This is a genomic window from Actinokineospora guangxiensis, assembly GCF_042657845.1.
Taxonomy (GTDB): Bacteria; Actinomycetota; Actinomycetes; order Mycobacteriales; family Pseudonocardiaceae; genus Actinokineospora; species Actinokineospora guangxiensis.
This window is the reverse complement of the sequence record NZ_JBHSKF010000002.1, coordinates 551,203-571,531: the sequence shown is the minus strand read 5'-3', so window position 1 is coordinate 571,531 and position 20,329 is coordinate 551,203. Positions and strand designations below refer to the sequence as shown.

General features: G+C 73.0%; 13 protein-coding genes and 1 pseudogene. 5 read left to right on the top strand and 9 right to left on the bottom strand.

Translation table 11 applies throughout. The annotated features are described in order from the left end of the window. Window positions 1-37: 37 nt before the first annotated feature. The 7 genes from ACFPM7_RS06105 to ACFPM7_RS06075 all read right to left on the bottom strand — a co-directional run bounded on the left by ACFPM7_RS06105 (window position 38) and on the right by ACFPM7_RS06075 (window position 13,345). Window positions 38-5,530 carry a type I polyketide synthase gene (locus ACFPM7_RS06105; RefSeq protein WP_417281761.1) on the bottom strand — a complete coding sequence of 1,831 codons (5,493 nt, stop codon included), beginning with the start codon at window positions 5,528-5,530 and terminating at the stop codon, window positions 38-40. 157 nt (window positions 5,531-5,687) lie between these two features. Further along, a complete protein-coding gene (locus ACFPM7_RS06100) occupies window positions 5,688-6,590 on the bottom strand; it encodes a 3-hydroxybutyryl-CoA dehydrogenase (protein ID WP_378244711.1) in 903 nt (300 codons plus the stop codon). Beyond that, on the bottom strand, window positions 6,587-7,573 hold the full coding sequence (locus tag ACFPM7_RS06095; RefSeq protein WP_378244709.1) for a 3-oxoacyl-ACP synthase III family protein: 987 nt from the start codon (window positions 7,571-7,573) through the stop codon (window positions 6,587-6,589). Before ACFPM7_RS06095 ends, ACFPM7_RS06100 begins: the two co-directional genes overlap by 4 nt. Before the next feature lie 73 nt (window positions 7,574-7,646). Further along, complete coding sequence (locus ACFPM7_RS06090; protein ID WP_378244707.1) at window positions 7,647-8,744, bottom strand: NAD(P)-dependent alcohol dehydrogenase; 1,098 nt, start codon at window positions 8,742-8,744, stop codon at window positions 7,647-7,649. After that, window positions 8,741-10,003, bottom strand: a complete 1,263-nt coding sequence (ccrA, locus tag ACFPM7_RS06085) for a crotonyl-CoA carboxylase/reductase (RefSeq protein ID WP_378244705.1) — start codon at window positions 10,001-10,003, stop codon at window positions 8,741-8,743. The genes ACFPM7_RS06090 and ccrA overlap by 4 nt, the downstream gene beginning before the upstream one ends. Before the next feature lie 59 nt (window positions 10,004-10,062). Further along, entirely contained in the window at window positions 10,063-11,628 is a 1,566-nt protein-coding gene (locus ACFPM7_RS06080) for an aspartate aminotransferase family protein (protein ID WP_378244703.1), read from the bottom strand. Window positions 11,629-12,409: 781 nt separating this feature from the next. Further along, entirely contained in the window at window positions 12,410-13,345 is a 936-nt protein-coding gene (locus ACFPM7_RS06075) for an EamA family transporter (protein ID WP_378244701.1), read from the bottom strand. Window positions 13,346-13,384: 39 nt separating this feature from the next. On the opposite strand from ACFPM7_RS06075, the gene ACFPM7_RS06070 reads away from it, so the two are divergent. From ACFPM7_RS06070 to ACFPM7_RS06060, 3 genes are all read left to right on the top strand, one after another. After that, window positions 13,385-13,915, top strand: coding sequence for a CGNR zinc finger domain-containing protein (locus ACFPM7_RS06070; protein WP_378244699.1), 531 nt, complete (start codon window positions 13,385-13,387; stop codon window positions 13,913-13,915). A gap of 62 nt (window positions 13,916-13,977) precedes the next feature. After that, the gene (locus ACFPM7_RS06065; protein WP_378244697.1) at window positions 13,978-14,487 is read left to right on the top strand and encodes a DUF4232 domain-containing protein; all 510 of its coding nucleotides are present in this window, start codon (window positions 13,978-13,980) and stop codon (window positions 14,485-14,487) included. An 87-nt stretch (window positions 14,488-14,574) separates the two neighbouring features. After that, window positions 14,575-15,147, top strand: coding sequence for a GNAT family N-acetyltransferase (locus ACFPM7_RS06060; RefSeq protein WP_378244695.1), 573 nt, complete (start codon window positions 14,575-14,577; stop codon window positions 15,145-15,147). A 318-nt stretch (window positions 15,148-15,465) separates the two neighbouring features. Here the strand turns inward: ACFPM7_RS06060 and ACFPM7_RS06055 are convergent, their stop codons facing one another. Continuing rightward, window positions 15,466-15,918, bottom strand: a complete 453-nt coding sequence (locus tag ACFPM7_RS06055; RefSeq protein WP_378244693.1) for a TY-Chap domain-containing protein — start codon at window positions 15,916-15,918, stop codon at window positions 15,466-15,468. Then, on the bottom strand, window positions 15,915-16,346 hold the full coding sequence (locus tag ACFPM7_RS06050) for a DUF6301 family protein (RefSeq protein WP_378244691.1): 432 nt from the start codon (window positions 16,344-16,346) through the stop codon (window positions 15,915-15,917). Before ACFPM7_RS06050 ends, ACFPM7_RS06055 begins: the two co-directional genes overlap by 4 nt. Window positions 16,347-16,740: 394 nt before the next feature. On the opposite strand from ACFPM7_RS06050, the pseudogene ACFPM7_RS06045 reads away from it, so the two are divergent. After that, a pseudogene (locus ACFPM7_RS06045) lies at window positions 16,741-17,674 on the top strand (MFS transporter). Window positions 17,675-17,751: 77 nt separating this feature from the next. Continuing rightward, entirely contained in the window at window positions 17,752-20,310 is a 2,559-nt protein-coding gene (locus ACFPM7_RS06040) for a M14 family zinc carboxypeptidase (RefSeq protein ID WP_378244689.1), read from the top strand. The last annotated feature ends 19 nt before the right edge of the window (window positions 20,311-20,329 follow it).

Below are 20,329 nucleotides of genomic sequence, written 5' to 3'. Positions count from 1 at the left end.
ATGCGGTGGGCGGCGCCCCTGTGGTCGGCGAGCACGTCTAGACCCCCTGGGCGATGCGGATCAGGGCTTCGGCGTCGAGGTCGTCGATCTCCCCGTCGATCTCCCCGTCGTCCTCGGCCTCGGCCTGCGCGGCGTCGCCGCGGGCCAGCTCCAGCAGGGCGTCCAGCAGGTGCGCCCGGCGCAGGCGCTCGATCGGGATCGAGGCCAAGGCGGCGCGGACGCGCGCGTTCTCGTCCTGGACCGGCACCTCGGCCGCCGCCGCCGGTTCGACGGAGTCGAGCAGGTAGCCGGTCAGCGCCGTCGCGGTCGGGTGGTCGAAGGCCACGGTGGCGGGCAGCCGCAGACCGGTGATCCGGCCGAGCCGGTTGCGCAGCCCGACGCTGGCCAGGGAGTCGAAGCCCATGTCCTTGAACACCCGGTCGGGGTCGATCACGGCCGCCGACCCGTGCCCCAGCACGGCCGAGACCTGCCCCAGCACCAGATCCAGGACCACCGGCCCGCGCTCGTGCTCCTCGACACCGGCCAGCCGCTGCGCCAGCGAGCCGCCCGCGACCTCGGCGGCCTGCGCGGGCACCCGGACCAGACCGCGCAGCAGGGCGGGCAGCGCGCCCGAGCGGGCTTGGGCGCGCAGGCCGGGCAGGTCGAGCTGGATGGGCGCCAGCAAGCCCGTGCCCAGGCCGATGGCGTGGTCGAACAGCTCAAGGCCGCGCTCGACCGGCAGCAGCGCGACGCCCGCCTGCTCGATGCGCGAGACGTTCGTGTGGTCCAGGCGCCCGGCCATGCCGACGCCCTCGTCCCACACGCCCCACGCCAGGGACGTGGCGGGCACGCCCTCGGCCCGCAGCCGCTGGGCCATCGCGTCGAGACCGCCGTTCGCGGCGGCGTAGCAGGCCTGCCCCGGGTTGCCGAACAGCGACGCGCCCGAGGAGAACAGCACGAACGCCGCCAGATCGGCCCCGGCGGTCAGCTCGTGCAGCTGCCACGCGGCGTCCACCTTCGGCCGCATAACCCGGTCGAGCTGCTCGGGGGTGACCGACTCGACCACGCCGTCGGCCAGCACGCCCGCGGTGTGCACAACCGCGGTGAGCGGGGCGTCCAGCGTGGCGAGCAGGGTGCCGACCTGCTCGCGGTCGGCGATGTCGCAGGCTTCGATCCGCACCCGCGCGCCCAGCGCGGTCAGCTCGGCCGCGAGGTCGGCGGCGTTCTCGGCGGCGGGGCCGCTGCGGCTGACCAGCAGCAGGTTCCTGATGCCGTGCTTGCCCGCGAGGTGCCGGGCGAACACCGCGCCCAGACCGCCCGTGCCGCCGGTGACCAGCACGGTGCCGTCCGGGTCGAGTCCGCGCGGCGCGCTCTCCCCCGCCTCGGGGGCCCGCGCCAGCCGCGGCGCCGACACCGCGCCCGCCCGCACGGCGAGCTGCGGTTCGTCGGCGGCCAGCAGAGCGGGCCACGGCACGTCGGCCGGGTCGGTGCCCGCGGGGTCGAGGTCCACCAGCACGATCCGCCCCGGGTGCTCGGACTGGACGCTGCGCGCCAGTCCCCAGGCGGTGGCCTGCGCGATGTCGGGGGTCTCTCCGGGCAGCGCGACGGCGCCGCTGGTGACGGCGACCAGCCGGGTCTCGGCCAGGCGCTCGGTGGCCAGCCACCGCTGGAGGACCGCGAGCATCCGCCCGGCGGCCTGGCGGGCCGCGTCGGGAGTTGCCGCCCCGGGGGCGGCGGGGGCGATCCGGACCAGTACCGCGTCCGGGGCCGCGCCGCCCTCGGCGACCGCGCTCTCCAGCGCCGCCACCACCTCGGCGTCGGTGCGACCGGCCTCCCAGCCGATCCGGGCCAGCCGCGCGGACCCGGCCGCCACCGCCACCGGTGCCCACTCGACGGCGTACAGCGAGGTCGGTCCGCCGCCGCGCACGCGTTCGAGCTGGGCCTGGTCCACCGAGCGGTAGACCAGCCCGCCGACGCTCATCACCGGCGCGCCGGTCTCGTCCAGCACGTCGACCCGCAGGCCGGTCTCGGCCGCGGTGGCGATCCGCACCCGCGCCGAGCGCACGCGCCGCCCCGGACTCACCCCGGACCAGGTGAACGGCATCTCCACCGACGCTGCCGGGTCCTTGTCCACGAGCGCCCCCTGCAGGGCGGCGTCGAACAGGCCCGGGTGCAGCACGAAGCCCGCGTCGTCGGCGTCGTCGGGCAGGGCGACCTCGGTGTAGACCTCGGTGCCGAGCCGCCAGGCCGCCCGGATGCCGCGGAAGAGCGGCCCGTAGTCCAGGCCCGCAAGTCCCATCCGGTCGTAGAGCGCGGCCACGTCGACCGGCTCGGCTCCCGCGGGCGGCCACTGGGCGGGCGCGGGGGCGACCGGGGCCGACTCGGCGACCAGCCAGCCGCGGGCGTGGCAGCGGGGTTCGGCCCGCTCGCCGTCCGGCCCGGCGTCGGGGATCGAGTACACCGCGACCTCGCGGCGTGTGCCGTCCTCCGGTGCGCCGACGGTCACCTGGACCCGGCAGCCCGCCTCATCGGCCAGGACGAGCGGCGCGGCGAGCACCAGCTCCTCCAGGACGCCGTACCCGACCCCGGCACCGGCGGCCAGCGCCAGTTCCACCAGGGCGACGCCCGGGACGATCGGGATGCCGAAGACAACGTGGTCGCGGGTCCAGGGCTGGCGCTGCGGGGTGATGCGGCCGGTGTAGAGCCATTCGTCGCGCTCGCCGATCCGCGCGGCGGCGACCAGGATCGGGTGGTCCACCGCGTGCAGACCCGCCGCCGCGGCGTCCCCGCCGCCAGCGGCCGACGGCAGCCAGTACCGCTCCCGGTGGAAGGCGTAGGTCGGCAGGGGGACGGCGCGACCGCCCGCGTGCAACGCCGCCCAGTCCACGGCCACGCCCGCCACGTGCGCCTCGGCCAGGGAGAGCGCGAACCGCGCGAACCCGCCTTCCCCGCGCCGCAGCGTCCCGACGACACCGACCCGCGACGCCGCACCGTGGTCGGCGACGGTGTCCTCGATGGCCGAGGTCAGCACCGGGTGCGGGGACATCTCCGCGAAGCAGCCCGCGCCGTCCTCGACCAGGGCCCGCACGGCGGGCTCGAACCCGACGCGTCCCCGCAGGTTGCGGTACCAGTACCCGGCGTCGAGGGTGGCCGTGTCCACGAACCCGCCCACCGTGGTCGAGTAGAACGGAACCGACCCCGACTTCGGCGCCACCGGGCCCAGCAGCTGGGCCAGCTCGGTCTCGATGCCCCGCACCTGTGCCGAGTGCGAGGCGTAGTCCACCGCGACCCGGCGGGTCCACACCCCGTCGCGCTCGCAGGCGGCCATCAGCTCCGCCAGCGCGTCGGGCTCGCCGGAGACCACCACGGCCGCTGGTCCGTTCACCGCCGCCACGGACACCCGACCGCCGTACGGCGCGATCGCCTCCTCGACCCGCTCGACGGGCGCGGCGACCGAGACCATGCCGCCGAGGCCCGCGAGCCGCTCCGCGATCGCCCGCGACCGCAGCGCCACCACCCGCGCGCCGTCGGCGAGCGACAGCCCGCCCGCCACCACGGCGGCGGCGATCTCCCCCTGCGAGTGCCCGACCACCGCGACCGGCTCGACGCCGTAAGAGCGCCACACCGCCGCCAGGCCCACCATCACCGCGAACAGCAAGGGCTGCACGACGTCGACGCGCTCCGGCGCCGGCGCGCCCTCGACGCCGCGCAACACGTCCTCCAGCCGCCAGTCCACGAACTCGCTCAGCGCCGCACCGCACGCCGCGATCTCGGCGGCGAACACCGGGGACGACCCCAGCAGCTCCACGGCCATCCCGGCCCACTGCGACCCCTGCCCGGGGAAGACGAACACCGTGCGCGCGCCGGGGGCGAGCACCGGGCCGCAGACCACGTTGTCGGCGGGCTCGGCCGCGATCAGCGCGGCCAGCCCGGACAGCAGCGCGTCCCGGTCGGCGGCCACGACCGCGGCCCGCTGGTCGAGGTGGGCACGCGTGGTCGCCGTGGAGAACCCGAGGTCGGCCACGGTCAGCTCCGGGCGCGCCAGCACGGCGGCCCGCAGCCGCTCGGCCTGGACCCGCACCGCCGCCGCCCCGCGACCGGACACCAGGACCGGCACCGCGGGCGGCGCCTGCGCGAGCGGTCCGGCGGTGGCGGACGGTTCCGCGACCGGGGCCTCTTCCAGGATCACGTGGCAGTTGGTGCCGCTGACGCCGAAGGAGGACACACCGGCCCGGCGCGGGCGGCCGTCGGACTTCCACGGCCGCGCCTGGGCCAGCAGCTCGACGCCGCCGGAGGACCAGTCCACGTGCGGTGACGGCGCGTCCACGTGCAGGGTCGCGGGCAGCGTCTCGTGGCGCAGCGCCTGCACCATCTTGATCACCGCGGCCACCCCGGCGGCCGTCGAGCTGTGCCCGATGTTGGACTTGACCGAGCCCAGCCAGAGCGGGTCCGCCCCGCGGTCGCGGCCGTAGGTGGCCAGCAGGGCCTGGATCTCGATCGGGTCGCCCAGCCTGGTCCCGGTGCCGTGCCCCTCGACCACGTCCACCTCGGCGGCGGACACCCCGGCGTTGGCCAGCGCCTGCCGGATCACCCGCTCCTGCGAGGGACCGTTCGGCGCGGTTAGCCCGTTGCTGGCGCCGTCGGAGTTCACCGCGCTGCCGCGCACCACGGCCAGCACCCGGCGCCCGTTGCGGCGCGCGTCGGACAGCCGCTCCAGCAGCACCACCCCGGCGCCGTCGGAGAAGCCGGTGCCGTCAGCGGCGGCGGCGTAGGGCTTGCAGCGGCCGTCCGGCGCGAGACCGCGCTGCCTGCTGAAGTCGATGAACAGCGTCGGCCCGGCCAGCACCGTCACACCGCCGACCAGCGCCAGCGAGCACTCCCCGGCGCGCAGCGCCTGAACGGCCATGTGCAGGGCCACCAGGGACGCCGAGCAGGCGGTGTCGACCGACACCGACGGGCCCTCGAACCCGAAGGTGTAGGAGACGCGGCCCGACACCACGCTCGTCGTGCCGCCGGTCAGCCGCAGCCCCTCGATCTGCGGCGCCGCGCCGGCCGGGATCTGCGCGTAGTCCGACGGCCCCACACCGACGTAGACGCCGGTGTCGGTGCCGCGCAGCGAGGTCGGGTCGATGCCCGCGTTCTCCAGCGCCTCCCAGGCCAGCTCCAGCAGGACCCGCTGCTGCGGATCCATCGACAGCGCCTCACGCGGGCTGATCCCGAAGAAGTCGGCGTCGAACCCCGTGGCGCCGCGGACGAACCCGCCCGCCCTGGCGTAGCTGGTGCCGAGGTTGTCCGGGTCCGGGTCGTAGAGCCGCTCCAGGTCCCAGCCGCGGTCGTCCGGGAACCCGGAGATGGCGTCGCGGCCCTCGGCGACCATGTCCCACAGCTCGGCCGGGGAGTCGGCGCCCGGGAGGCGACAGCTCATGCCGACCACCGCGAGGGGCTCGGACGCGCGCTCCTCCAGCTCCCTCAGCCGGGCCCGCGCGTCGTTGAGCTCGACCGCGGTCCTCTTGAGATAGCGCAGGAGCTTCTCCTGCTGGTCGGCATCCACTGAAGTCATGTCCCTCTCCTCGCGCCGCCGACGCGCTCGACCGCGCTCGCGCGCGCCGCTGCCGGCTCGTGTGCTGCTCTTGGGACCGCCCCCAGGCGGTCGGCTACGCTCTCGCGGGCCGCGACCGGGCCCGACCAGGTCACTCCATGATGGACGGTTATCCGCGCTGTCCCGGACCCGCCGGGTGCTCGTAGAAGCCGCGCCCGCTCTTGCGGCCGAGGAACCCGCCCTCGACCATCCGCAGCAGCAGCGCGGGCGGCGCGTGCAGCGGTTCCTTGGTCTCGGCGTACATCGCCTCGCCGACGGCCACGACCGTGTCCAGGCCGATCATGTCGATGAGCGCGAGCGGGCCCATCGGGTGCCCGCAGCCCTGGGTCAGGCCCCGGTCGACGTCCTCGGCGGTGGCCACCCCGGACTCGACCGCGCGCACGGCCGACATCAGGAAGGGCACGAACACCGAGTTCACCATGAACCCGACCTGGTCCTTGACCCGCACGACCTGCTTGCCCAGCACGCCGTCCAGGAACGACACCGTCCGGGCGACGGTGGCCTCCGAGGTGCGCAGCGAGCCGATCACCTCCACCAGCGGCATCACCTGCACCGGGTTGAAGAAGTGCACGCCGATCACCCGGGCGGGGTCATCGGCGACCCGGCCGATCCGCATGATGGGCAGCGACGAGGTGGTCGAGGCGAGCACCGCCGCCGGGTCCTCGACCACGAGGTCGAGCGCGGCGAACACCTCGCTCTTGGCGGCCAGGTCCTCGGCGATGGACTCCAGCACGAAGTCGCTGTGCCGCAGGTCCTTCAGCTCGGTGGAGAAGGTGATGCGGTCGAGTGCGGCCTCGCGCTCGCCCTCGTCGATCTTCTCCTTCCGCACCAGGCGGTCCAGCGAGCGGCGCAGCCGTGCACGGCCGCGCCCGACGGAGTCCTCGCTGGGGGCGACGACGTGGACGGCCAAGCCCCGGCGCGCGCAGATCTCGGCGAACCCGGCGCCCATCTGCCCGCAGCCCACCACGCCGACCTGCCGAACGGGCGCTGCCGCGTGCTCGGTCCCGGTCACGCCGACCACCGCGTCAAGCAGGAGCCGACCGACATCCCGCCGCCGAAGGCGGTCAGCAGCACCAGGCTGCCGTCGGTGACCCGGCCGGAGCGGACGGCGTCGTCCAGCGCCACGGGGACCGAGGCGCTGCCGACGTTGCCGTAGCGCTGCACCACGAGGTGGGTGTGCGCGTCCGCCAGGCCGCAGTGCTCGGCGAGCAGGCGCAGCAGCACGCCGTTGGCCTGGTGCGGCACGAAGCAGTCGACGTCGCCGGTCGTGACGCCCGCCCGCGAGAGCTGCTTGGCCAGCATCGGCGGGACGTTGTCCAACACGAAGTCGCGGACCTTGCGGCCCTGCATGGTGAACACGTGCCCGTTGTCGGCCACCGTCCGCGCCGTGGTCGGGGTGCGGCTGCCGCCGGCCGCGACCTTGATCAGGTCCTGCGCGTCGCCGAAGCTGCTCAGGTCGACGTCCAGGAACCCGCGCCCGTCGGGGACGGCGCCGACCACCGCGGCCCCGGCCCCGTCGCCCAGGAGCACGGAGGTGCGCCGGTCCCCGAAGTCCAGGATGCGCGAGTACAGGTCCGCGCCGATCACCAGCGCGTGCGTGCCGGGGTTCGCGGCGATGAGCCCGCGGGCCAGCTCCAGGCCGTAGACGAACCCCGCGCAGACCACGTTGATGTCCAGGCACGCCGCCTCGGACGCGCCGAGCAGGTCCTGCACGACCGTCGCCGTCGGCGGCTGCGGGAAGTCCCCTGTCGAGGTCGAGACGATCAGGTGGTCGATGCGCCCCACCGCCAGTCCGGCGTGCTCCAGCGCCCGCCGCGCGGCGTGCGCGGCGAGGTCGGAGGTGGCCTCGTCGTCGGCCGCCCACCGCCGGGTCTGGATCCCGGTCCTGCTCAGGATCCACTCCGGCGTCGCGTCGGGTACCAACGCGGCGATGTCCTCATTAGTAACAATCCGTTGCGGCACATATGATCCAGTGCCAAGAATGCCGATTGCCACGGCGCTCCTCCATCCCCGCTTCGGGGGTCAGTGCGGTGCGTAGGGAGTCGGTCGAGATCGGGGCCGCGGCCGGTCAGTCCATGACCAGGACCGGCTTGATGGCCCGGCCTTCCAGCGAGGCCCGCTCGGCCTTGTCGATCTCGGCGAGGGGGAAGCGCTCCAGCAGGCGGTCGAAGGGCAGCTTCCCCTGCCGCCACAGCTGGATCAGGTGGGGGATGAAGGTCCGGGGGTCGGCGTCGCCCTCCACCACCGACACCAGGTGCTTGCCGGAGATCGTGTGCCCGCCGAGCACGAGGTCGCCCGCCTGCAGGCCGACCGACGCGCACGTGCCCCGCGCCCGCAGGGCCTGCAACGCGGCGGCGATGACGCCGGGCACCCCGGTGGTGTCGATGCCGTAGTGCGCCCCGGTGCCCGTCAGCTCCTTGATCCGCGCCACGACGGCCGCGTCGTCGCCGCCGAGCACCGTCGCGGTCGCACCGAGTTCGGCGGCCAGCTCCAGCCGCTGCGGGTGCAGGTCGACGGCGATGATCGACTCGGCCCCGACCGCCTTGGCGGCCAGCAGCGCGGCGAGCCCGACCGAGCCGACGCCGAAGATCGCGATCGAGGACCCAGGCCGCACGTCGAGAACGTTCATGACCGTCCCGGCACCGGTGATGATACCGCATCCCAGCGGTGCCAACACATCCAGCGGGAGGTCGCGGTCGACCACGACCGCGCTGCGCGCGTCCACCACGGCCCGGGTCGCGAACGTCGACTGGCCGAACCAGCGCGTTCCGATCGGCGCGCCGTCGGCCGCGGTCGCGGTGGCGCCGCCCGTGGCGAGCTTGCCGAGCAGGTTGCGCTCGATGAAGCTCTCGCAGTAGGCCGGGTGGTTGTCCGAGCACTGCGAACACGCGCCGCAGTGGGCGAAGGTCAGCACGACGTGGTCGCCGACCTGCACATCGGAGACCTCCGGGCCGGTCCACTCCACCACGCCCGCGGCTTCGTGGCCGACGACCAGAGGCAGCAGGGCGGCGAATCTCGGCGCCCTCGCCACGGCGTCGGTGTGGCAGAAGCCGGTCGCGGTCACCCGGACGACGACCTGGTCGGCGCCGGGCTCGTCGAGGGTCACCTCCTCGACGGAGTACGGCTCATCGCCCGCGCGGAGCACGGCGGCGGTGGCGCTGATCACTGGTCGATCCCGTCCAGGGCACCGGTTCCGCGCTCCCCCTGGCGCGCGTTCACCCGCACCGCCATGTTCCCGTAGGGGTGGGTGTTCTCGTACAGCATCTGGTGCGCCAGACCGGTTTCGCCCAGATCGCCGGTCCACGACACGCACGGGTCGAGGGTGCCGTCGGCGGCCATCTGGATCACCTGGCGGCACTGGCGCAGGTTCGCGTAGTGCGAGCCCTGCAGGCGCTTCTGGCGCATCCACAGGTACCGCAGGTCCACATCGGCGTTGTACCCGCTGGTGCCTCCGCAGATCACGACCATGCCCGCGGTGTCGCACAGGTACATCGACGTGGGGATGGTGTCCTGCCCGGTGTGCTCCAGCACGATGCGCGGCGACTTGCGCTCACCGAGCACCTCCCAGAACTTGCGCCCGAAGGCGCGCGCCCCGCGCGTCCACCTGTCCATCGCCTCGGTGTCGCGGGTATCGGGCAGCCTGCCCCAGTGGTCGAACTCGGTCCGGTTGATGTAGCCCCGCGCGCCCAGCTCGACGCAGCGCTTGCCGCGGTCGTCGTCGGACACCACGGCGATCGGGATGCCGCCGCGCTGCCGCGCGATCTGGATGGCCATCGACCCGAGACCGCCCGCGCCGCCCCAGATCAGCACCGGGTCGCCGGGCTCGACGGTGTTCGGGGACCACCCGCAGAGCTGGTTGTAGGCGGTGGGGCCGGTGAGCAGGAAGGCTGCCGACTCCTCCCACGTCAGGCCGGGGGGCTTGGGGTGGCACTGCAGGTCGCTCGCCAGCGCGAACTGGGCGAACGAGCCGTGGTTGGTCTCATAGCCCCACGCCTTCATCGTGGAGGAGGCGTTGCCGTCGAAGCCCATCCGGACGTCGTCGGCGCTCTCGTCCCACACCCCGGAGGACACGATGACCTCGTCGCCAACGGACACCGACGAGACGCCGGGGCCGACGGCCCAGACGATGCCCGAGCCCTCGGAGCCGCCGATGTGGTAGTTCTCCGCGGCGCCCGCCTTGCGCCGGGCGGCCACGACGTCGAACGGGTAGCCCAGGGCCGCCCACACGTTGTTGTAGTTGATGCCCGCTGCCATCATGTAGACGAGGACCTGGCCGTGGCCCACCGTGGGCACGTCCACCAGTTCCACGGCGAACGCCTTCTCCGGCGGCCCGTAGCGCTCCGGCCGGATGACCGAGGCGTACATGCGGTCGGGCAACTCGCCGAGTGGCGGCCGGTTGCCGAGTTCGTAGTGGTCTGCGGTCATGGGTATCTCCTCAGGTTCGCGGGCGGGTGTCGGCGGCTTCGGCCACACCGGCCGGTCGGTCATTCGAAGCGGCTCGTGTCCCCGCTGCGCAAGATGTCGCAGACGTCCCGGAACGCCACGTCGACCTGCGCGATGTCCTCGTCCGACAGGTGGATCGACGGCTCGAAGCGCACGGTCCACGGGCTGCTCGCGGTGCGCGCGACGCGGAAGCGGTGCTTGCGGAACAGGTGCCGGATGATGTGCAGCTGCAGCACGCCCTGCTTGGCCGACTCGGCGACGGCGGGCGAGGCCGACCCGGACTGGTCCTCGAACTCGAACCCGAGGATCATGCCCTTGCCACGGACCTCCTTGACGCAGTCCGGGTAGTCGGCCCTGATCGCCTCCATCATCGCGATGGTCTTCTCGCCGCGCTCGGCCGCCTGCCGGTAGGCGGCGCCGTCGTCGGCCTCCAGCATCTCCAGGACCTTCAGGGCGATCCCGCTGGAGAAGCCGTCCTTGCCGAAGGTCGAGCTGTGCAGGAACTCCAGGTCGCCGTGGTAGCGGTGCTCGTTGATCAGCACGACGCCGAGCTTGGCGATGCCGCCGCCCAGGGCCTTGGCGAGGATGATGTAGTCGGGGCGCAGACCGATCTGCGTGCCGGACAGGAACGTGCCCGCGCGGCCCATTCCGGACTGGATCTCGTCGGCGACCAGCGGCACGCCGATCGCGTCGCACGCCTCGCGCAGCGCGCGGCCCAGCTCCGCCGACAGCGGGTGGATGCCGCCCTCGCCCATGATCGGCTCGATCATGAACGCGGTGAACACGGGGAAGTCCCGCTCCACGACGTCAATAACGCCGGCTGGGCCGGCTGTCACCACCAGGTCGAGCACCGCGACACGGTCCTGCTCGACCACCTTGGCGATCATCTCCGGCTGCTCCCGCGGGATGAACCGGGTCTGCGCGGCCAGCGCGGCGAACGGCGCGCGGAACATCGGGTTGTAGGTGAGCTGCACGCTGCTGACGAGCTTGCCGTGGAAGCCGGACTCCAGGGCCAGCAGCAGCGGCGGGCGGGACTCGGCCTCGGCGCTCCGCCTGGCCACCTCGGCGGTCAGCCGCTCGATGTCCTGGCCACCCGCGACGGCGGCGGCCGCGGCGGACAGGACGGCCCCGCCCGCCGCGGCCGCGCGAGCCTGCTCGACGTGCGCGGCGACATCGGCCTTGAGCGCGGCGACGCGGGACACGCGGTCGAACTCAGCGTGCTTGATGGCGATCTCGACCGCCTCGGCCCCGGTGTTGCCGAACAGCGCGAAGAACTTGTCCTCGGTCTCCAGCTCGCGCCGGATGATCTTGTTCAGCTCGGTCGCCACGTTCAGCGCGAGCGAGTAGCCCGCCATCTGCGCGTGCACCGGGATGCGCTGGTCCAGCAGGGACTTCGCGTGCTCGACTATCTCCGGGTTGTTGTGCCCGAACATCAGCGAGCCGAACCCGCTGACCCCGTCGAGAACCGCGACCTCGGCTCCGTCGTCGTCGACGTAGTACAGCTTGGTTCCCTCAGCGCGGGTGTAGCGCACCGCCACGCCGAACGAGTCCAGTCTGCCGACCATGAGTGTGTCGGCGAACTCGGGCGTTCCGATGGTGGAGTTCATGTCTTGGGTCTCCGTTTGACGGGTTTGGATCAGGTGCGGCGCGGGGCCGGGATGACGTGGCGGCTGCGGCGGAGTTCGGGCGGGACGGGGAACCGCGCGGGGCGCCCCTCCCATCGACCACGGTCGAGCCGCCCAACCGGGCGAAGCGCTCCGATGTTCCCCCGCACATCCGCGTGGACCCCTTGATGGGCGCTGGAAGCACGTAGTCACGCCAGTTCTCGTCGGAGAACAAGGTTCTCCCCTTCGACTTGCCACAGAGCACGGTTCTCCCCCTCGACCGATCACTCACTTGCTCGCCCTCTCGGGCCTCCCACAGGCCCGCGACACCGCGAGGGTGCGTCCAGCGGGCATCAGATTCGGGTCCGCCCGAGGGCGGCGCCGCGACGTTCAGGTGCTGACGGCGGGAAACATATAGACAGCGAGCATGTTCCTGACACGATCTCCCGAATGCGTGACAGCAAGCTGCCAAATCAGGGCAAGATACTTGAACGCTCAACTGATTTGGCAGCTTGTTGCAGGGCAACCCTGAACGGCCAAATCGGTCTGACCACTTGCCTGGAGCGCCCACTTCTGTTGTGCGGCACGAACTTCGCCGTCCGCAGAACAAGGGAACGCAGATGGCGCAACCGAGAGCGCCGGGCACCTCCGCGGCCGATGCCATCGCGAGAACGGTGTTCCGTCGAGGTGGTGGACGCGCATCGCGACCCGACCTGTTGGTACGGCAACAGACTTACAGCGTACGCTTCGAAGGACAACATGGACACCGGCGCGAATGTCCACATCACGCGGTGCGCGGCTCCCCCAGCTTGACGACCACGACACCCAGCACGGTGAGAGCGACGCCGCACAGTTGCAGCGACCGCGGCGCCTGGTCGAGTAGCAGCCAGGCGAAGACCAGGGACATGAGCACCTCGGTGAGCGCCACGAACGACGCCAGCCGCGCGCCGAGCCGACGGGTCGCGGCGATGCCCGCGACGTAGCCGAGAGCCGCGGTCACGACGCCGAGCAGGAGGACCGGCAGCCACCACGGCACACTGACCCCGTTGAACACCACCGGCGCGTCGGTGACGCGGAGCGGGACGAATCCGACAAGCCCGGCGGCCAGCAGCACCGAGCCGCCGATCAGCAGACCGCCCGCGGCCAGCGCGACCCCCGGCAGGGCGTCGCGCTCGCGCGCCGAGAGCACGAAGTAGAAGGCGGCGCCGACCATCGCCCCCAGCGCCCAGAGGACGCCCGCCGGGTCCACCTCCGCGCCGGAGAGCACGTCCAGGACCAGGAGCAGCCCGCCGATGCTGAGCACCGCGCCGAGGATCGTGAGGCGCGTGGGCCGCTGCCCGCGGCGAAGCCACAGCCACCCCGCCACCGCCACGGGAGCGGTGTACTCCACCAGCAGCGCGACGCCGACATCCATGCGCGCCACCGCGTTGAAGAAGGCCAACTGGCAGGCGGCGACGGCGATCAGCCCGTAGGCCAGCAGCACCGGGAGGTTGCGCCTCACCAGGTGCCAGCGCCCGCGCAGTCGCAGCGCCGCGACGGGCAGCAGCACGGCGGCAGCCACCAGGACCCGCACCGCGACGGCCGCCGCCGAGGTCCAGCCCGCGTCCATCAGCCCCCTGCCCAGGGAACCGGACAAGCCGAACGACGACGCCGACACCACGGCCAGCCCCAGCCCCGGCCCGAGCGGGCCGACCCGCCTGTCATGCGTCACCGCGTTCATGGGCCATGACAGTAGGAAGGGGTGCGGTAACGTGTCAATGTGGTCTTCACCCATGACACGACCGCCGCGCTCGCCGCCGCGGTCGACCTCGTGAACTCGGCGGTCGACCCGGACACCCTGACCGAGCTGGCCCAGGTCGACGCGTTCTTCGCCAAGCACGGCTACACCGGGGCCCGCGCCCGCGACGCCGACGACCTCGCGGCGGTCCGCGCCGTGCGCGCCCCCCTGCGCCGCATGCTCACCGCCGACCGCGACACCGCGGCGCGACTGGTCAACGACGTGCTCGCCGCCCACCGCGCGGTACCGCAGCTCGTGCGCCACGACGGCCTGGACTACCACCTGCACGTGCTGCACCCCGACACACCGCTGGTCGACCGCATCGCCGCGGAGACGGCGATGGCCATGGTCGACGTCATCCGGGCCGACGAGATGAGCAGGCTCGCGGTGTGCGCCGCCGAGAGCTGCGAGGGCATGGTCCTGGACCTCTCCCGCAACCGCTCCCGCCGGTTCTGCAGTACCACCTGCGGCAACCGCCTCGCCGTCGCCGCCTACCGCGCGCGGCGGAAGTGACCGCCCCGGACCCGGCGGGCGGCCGGGGGATGTCCGCGCTCCGCCGCGTCGGAACAGCCGCCGTGACCGCGGCCGTGGTGGGCTGCTCGGCCCCAACCCCACCGGCGCCGACCTCCTCGCCCGCCCCCACGTCGGTTGTGGACGCCTGCCCGGCGTCGGGGACCACGCTCAGCGTCGGCGAGGTGGAGGGCGCATCGGGCCTGCGCGCGGCGGGGATCTTCCTGACCAACTGCGACACCCGCCCCCACACCGTCGAGGGCTTCCCCGCCGTCCGCGTCCTCGACGAATCCGGCGCGCCGATGGACGTCTTGACCGGGAACGGCTCCGAACCGGTCAGTTCCCCCGACGCCTTCGACGCCCCCGCGCGGCCGATCACCCTGGCCCCGGGTGAACGAGCGACGGCCCGCGTGCTGTGGCGCAGCCAGGTCACCAGCGCGACCGCCCCGGTGCTGCGTGGCCGCTACCTGGAAGTCGCCCCCGCACCGGGCGCGCCCTCCGCGCGCCTGGAACCCCGCGGCGGAATCGACCTCGGGACGACCGGCCGCATCGCGGTCAATGCGTGGCGCCGCTGAGTCAGCTGTGTCCGCTGTTGTCCACTGTTGTCCACTGTTGTCCGTTGCGGCCCACCATGCCGCCGCCGACGTGCGACGATACCGCGCATGGCCGCCTTCACCGTCCGTCCTCTGGACACCAGCACGTGGGAGGCGTTCGCCCTGCTGGTCGAGGAGAACAACGGGGTGTGGGGCGGCTGCTGGTGTATGGGGTTCCACGTCAGGGTCGGCAAGGGGCGCACCCCGGCGCAGAACCGGGCCGACAAGCACCAGCGCGTCCGCGACGGTCGCACGCACGCCGCGCTCGTCTTCGACGGTGAGCGCTGCGCGGGCTGGTGCCAGTTCGGATCACCGGCGGAGCTGCCGGAGATCAAGAGCAGGCGCCGCTACGACAAGGACCTCATCGCGCTTCCGGACTGGCGCGTCACCTGCATGTTCACCGGCAAGGGCCAGCGTCGCCGCGGGGTCGCCGACGCCGCGCTCGGTGGCGCTCTCGCCGAGATCGCCCGGCTCGGCGGCGGCACCGTCGAGGGCTACCCCGAGGAGACCGACGATCGCACCCTGTCGGGCTCGTTCCTGCACACCGGGCCGATGGCGGCCTTCGAGAACCACGGCTTCACCCGCACCCGCCCGCTCTCACCGCACCGCTGGGTCGTCACCCGCACCGTCGCCCCGGCGTGAGCACCACACCCGCGACCAGCTCGGATGCCACCCGATTACCGACTACTCGCGGTAACAGGGTGTAGAACGCCGCGACCCGTGGAACAAGATCGATGTCGAGCTGCTCGAACGGCACGAGAGGGCGAGGGACTGGTGACCACCCAGACGCACCACCGGCGACCGATCGCTCCGCGTCGAGCCCCTGAGCCGGGCCCTACCTTCCGGGGGCCCGTTCGCGAGTGATGTCCCGCGCGGCCGATCTCCCCCTTCCCCCCGTCAGCCGCGCGGGGCATCCTCGTCCACGACCGGCGCGAATGTCGGTCAGGCTTGTTCCCGCTGTCACCCGTGCACGGACGGTATGCCCAGCCATGACAGCTCAAGCGGGTTCTCGCCGCGGTCCCGTTGGGCGGACGCGGGCGTGGTGGAGGGCCATTCCGCGTCACGCCATGCCTTGTACACCAACTGGTCGGGACCGGGGAGTCCGTGGGCGTCGCGCAGCGCCGTCACACAGCGGGCCGCCAGCGCGGCGTACTCCGCCGTCAGCGCGGGCTGGGGCAGGGAGAAAGTCCAGTTCGGATCCAGCCCGGTCGGCGGAGTCCAGCCCGCGTCGGCCAAGCGGCCGGAGGACTCCCCCGCCGTCTCGGCGTGCAGCTCGTGCTCGCCGCCCGCGAACTGCACGAAGACCCGCGGCTCGGCACGGGAGAAGACGACCAGGAAAACCCGGTCGGACACCTCCCGCAGCGCCTCGATGAGGCCATCGCCGAACGCCTTCCAGTCCGACACCTGGGTCACCGGCCTTCCGGGGTGAGAAACCGGACCGCCACGGACCTCGCCGACAGCGTGACGGTGACCTCGGCCTGCCCCATCTCCCAGGTCGCGTCGGTATGCCCGCGGTCGCGCCTGAGGGACGGACGCCCCAGCCGGCTCGCTCCTTCGCGCACCGTCATGGTGAAGAGGTCGCCGAGAAGAGCCCTCGTCGCCTGTGTCTCCCCAGCCACCGCGTCAGCGATCCGGAATCGCACGGACGACACGGTGTCGATGCCGGACATCGACACCGCAGGCGGCGAGAACGCCGGGTTGACCAGGAACCCCAGCCCGTCCTCGACCTCGATCGCCCAGCCGAGCCGCTCGACCGCCATCCGCTGGGCGTCGGCACGTGACACCGGCCAGGGGATGGCGGCCCAGAAGTCGACGGTCTGCCAGACCTCGGCGGGGGACATCGCGGAGTGGTTCATGTCAGCGGTTACCTTAGGACAGACCTGCCCGGCGACGCTCGATGACAACGCCGCGGATGGTGGAACCACTCCCCCCTATCGCCGAACGCAACCCTTGTGATCACGCTGTGTCATTGCCGGCTGGGGCCTCTGGCGTACCGCGACTGACGTCTCCATGCTCGGCAGGCTTGACTCGGTACTGGGAAATGGATGGCGCCGGTCGCGCTCGCCTTCTCGGAGATCGATACGAAGCCAGTCCGACCGCCCGCCTACGCGTTCAAGACCAGCGGGCCGGTCCTGAGCAGGCGCCGGCGTGGGACGCGGCCATCCTTCGCCCGGCACGCTGGGTGGCAGCCTGCCCGATCCGCCGTCCGCGACGGTCAGAACAGAGGGAGTCCCGATGTCAGAGTCGCAGGAGCGGGGCGTGCGCGGCTCCGGCAGGACCAAGGAGGAGCGCAGGGTTCTCGCGAGCACGCTCGCCGGGACGACCATCGAGTCGTACGACTTCTTCATCTACGCGCAGGCGGCGAGTCTGGTCTTCGCGCCGTTGTTCTTCGCGCCGCCGGGGGCGGGGTCGGGCCTTTCGGAGATCGTGTCGCTGGCGGGGCCACCACGCTGATCGGACTCCTCCCGGCCCACGCGGGCATCGGCGTCGCGGCCCCGCTGCTGCTGATCGTGCAGGGGTTCTCGGCGGGCGGGGAGTGGGGCGGCGCGGCGCTGATGGCCGTCGAGCACGCCCCCGCGCACAAGCGCGGCCTGTTCGGCGCGTACCCGCAGATCGGCGTCCCGATCGGCCTGATCCTGGCCACCGGGATGCTGTGGCTGACCACCTCGCTCACCACCGAGGAGCAGGTCCTCTCCTGGGGCCGGCGCATCCCGTTCCTGTTCTCCGTGGTGCTGATCATCGGCGGCTACGTGATCCGGCGCATCGTCGAGGAGAGCCCGGTCTTCCGGGAGATGCTGACGCGCAAGGCCCACTCCTCGGCCCCGCTGCGCGACCTGTTCCGCTCGCACACCCGCAACGTCGTGCTCACCGCTCTGATCTTCGTGGCGAACAACGCCGCCGGCTACCTGCTCATCGCCTACTTCCTCAACTACGGCACCTCCCCCGGCCTGAGCCGCCCCAGCGTCCTGGCCGCTACTCCGGCGTCTCCATCGGCTACGCCCTGGGGGCCATCCTCGGCGGCGCGTTCGCCCCCACGATCGCCCGAGCCCTGGTCCAATCCACCGGCACGGCACCCTCCGTCGGCGTCCACATCATGGTCCTCGCCCTGATCTCGATCACCGCGGTCACCCTCGTCCGCGAACCGCGCGGAGTCGACCTGAACGCCTGACGGACCCCCGGTCTCCTCCGTTGACCTGTGACCGCGAAACGACTAGAGAGGAACCCTGGCTTGCAACGGAGGTAGCGATGCCCACTCTCCGCCCCAGATCGGGGTCGGTCACCGCAGCGGTCCTGTTCTTGGCCGCCTGCACCGCCCTCACCAGCCCTCCGGCCGCAGGCCAGACCACGGCCCCCACCCGCGACGGGTACTCGGCCAACGGCGCCGACCGCAACCAGGTGGCCGCGCTCGACGTTCCCACAGCCCGGTCGGCGGTGCTCGCCACCGGGGAGAACCGTGTCCGGCCCAACCAGGGCTACCCGCGCCAGACGTCGCTGCGGGTCTACCCCGAGGACGCCGCCGACCGCTCGATCAAGCTCGGGCTGCACCCCTACCACGCGATCGCGCCGAAGCTGAACGCGTTGCAGAGGCGCAGCGACCGGATCTCGGTGGAGGTCGTCGGGCAGTCCACCCTCGGGCGTGACCTCTACCTGGTCACCGTGACCGCGCCGGAGTCGGCCCGCGAGGCCCGCGACCAGCTGCGGTGGAAGGAGCTGATCGAGGACGACCCGGTGCGCGCCGCCCGCGACCGCGGGCTCCGGCGGGGGTACAAGGCGCCGATCTGGATCAACAACAACATCCACGGCGACGAGTGGGAAGGCACCGACGGCGCACTGCGCCTCATCGAGCACTTCGCCACCACCTCCGATCGGGCCACGCTCTCCCTGCTGCGACGCACCCGGATCTACTTCACCGTCACCGCCAACCCGGACGGCCGCAACGCCGGAACCAGGCAGAACGCCGCCGGGTTCGACCTCAACCGCGACTTCGCCACCGCCTCGCAGCCCGAGACCCGCGCGATGCGCGACATCGGCCTGTCCACGCAGCCGCTGGTGATGCTGGACGAGCACGGGTACACCGGCGACACGCTGATCGAGCCCGCCACCGCGCCGCACGGGCAGAACTACGAGTACGACCTGTACATCAAGCACGCCTACGCCAACGCGCTGGGCATGGAAGCCGCGGTCAACGCGCTCGGCCACGCCGAGACCGAGGCGGTGACCATCCCGTTCCGCGACCTCGCGCCGGGCGACTGGGACGACTGGCCGCCGATCTTCACCCCGATGAACGTGATGTACCACGGCGCCGTCGGGCACACCGTCGAGATCCCGCTGCGGGTCAACCGCACCGCCTACACCGACCTGCCCGTCACCGAGCTGCGCAGGCGCTCGGCGATCAACACCGAGGTGGCCACCGCCACGATGCGGGCCGCGATCACCTACACCGACACCCACCGCGAGGCCCTGATCGCCGATCAGATTGAGCTGTTCCGGCGGGGGCACGCGGGCGAGGCGCAGCGCTTCATCCCGGACGGCTACGTGCCCGGCTTCGGACCGGAGGACCGCTACTCCACGACCTTCGCCCGAGCCTGGGTCATCCCGTCCGGACGGGCGCAGCGCTCCGAGCCGGCCGCGGCGCGGCTGGTGGACATGCTGGTGGAGAACGACATCCGGGTGACCCGCGCGCACCGCGCGTTCACCCTGGGCGGGCGCTCCTACCCCGCGGGCTCCTCCGTGGTGGACATGCGCCAGCCCAAGCGCGGCCTCGTCGGCGCGCTGCTGGAGGCGGGCGGGGACGTCTCGCTGAAGGTGCCGCAGATGTACGACATCTCCGGCTGGAGCCTCGGCCTGCTCTGGGGCGCGACCGTCGACCGGGTGGCGAGCGGACCCGTCCGGGTGCCCGGCCGCCCGGTCGTGGCCGCCGCGCCGACCGGCGGCGTGGACGCGGGCCCCGGCCGGGACCTGGCCATCACGGTGCGCGACGGCAGGGACGTGCGGGCGGTGAACGACCTGCTCGGCCTCGGCCTGCCCCTGCGCCGCGCCGCCGACGGGTCGGTCATCGCCCCCGCCGCGGCCCGCGCCGAGGTGCTGGCCGTCGCCGACCGCCACGGCGTCCGCTTCACCGCGGCGGCGGCGAACGTGCCCGGCGCCCCGATGCGCCGCCCGGTGATCGCGGGGGCGCTCGCCCAGGACGAGCTGAAAGCGCTGCGCGACATGGGCTTCGAGGTCCGCCCGGTCACCGCGGCGATCCTCAACAGCGGCTTCGACTGGTCCCGTGTGGACACGCTGTACGTGTCCTCCGGCCTGCGCTACACCGACCTCGACCCGGCGGCGGTCTCGGCGCTGGACACCTTCCTCGGCCGGGGCGGGGTGCTCACCCGGGGGATCACCGGGGCCCGCTTCAACGCCGACGCCGGCCTGCTGGACGCCCGCGCGGTCGCCGGGCGCGAGGACGCCAACGGCGTGGTCGCGGTGGTCAACGGCGACGGCGTGGCCGCGGGCGCGCTGCCGCACTCGTTCGTCTACTCCCCGCTGTGGTTCACCGACCTCGGCGCGGACGTCACCGCGGAGCAGCGCTACGCCGCCACCCCGCTGGTCGCCGGGCACTGGCTGCCCCGCGCGGACGGCACCGGCGGCCCGGCGGCGGCGGCGAACCAGGCGGCCGTCGTGTCCGGCACCGACGAACGCGGCGCCCGGGTGGTCCTGTTCGGCAGCGAGCCGATGTTCCGCGACCACCCCAAGGGCCTCTTCGCCCAGACGGCGAACGCCGTCTACTGGGCCTCGACGGCACCGGTCCCGGCCAGGTAGCCGCCCGGTGCGACACTGA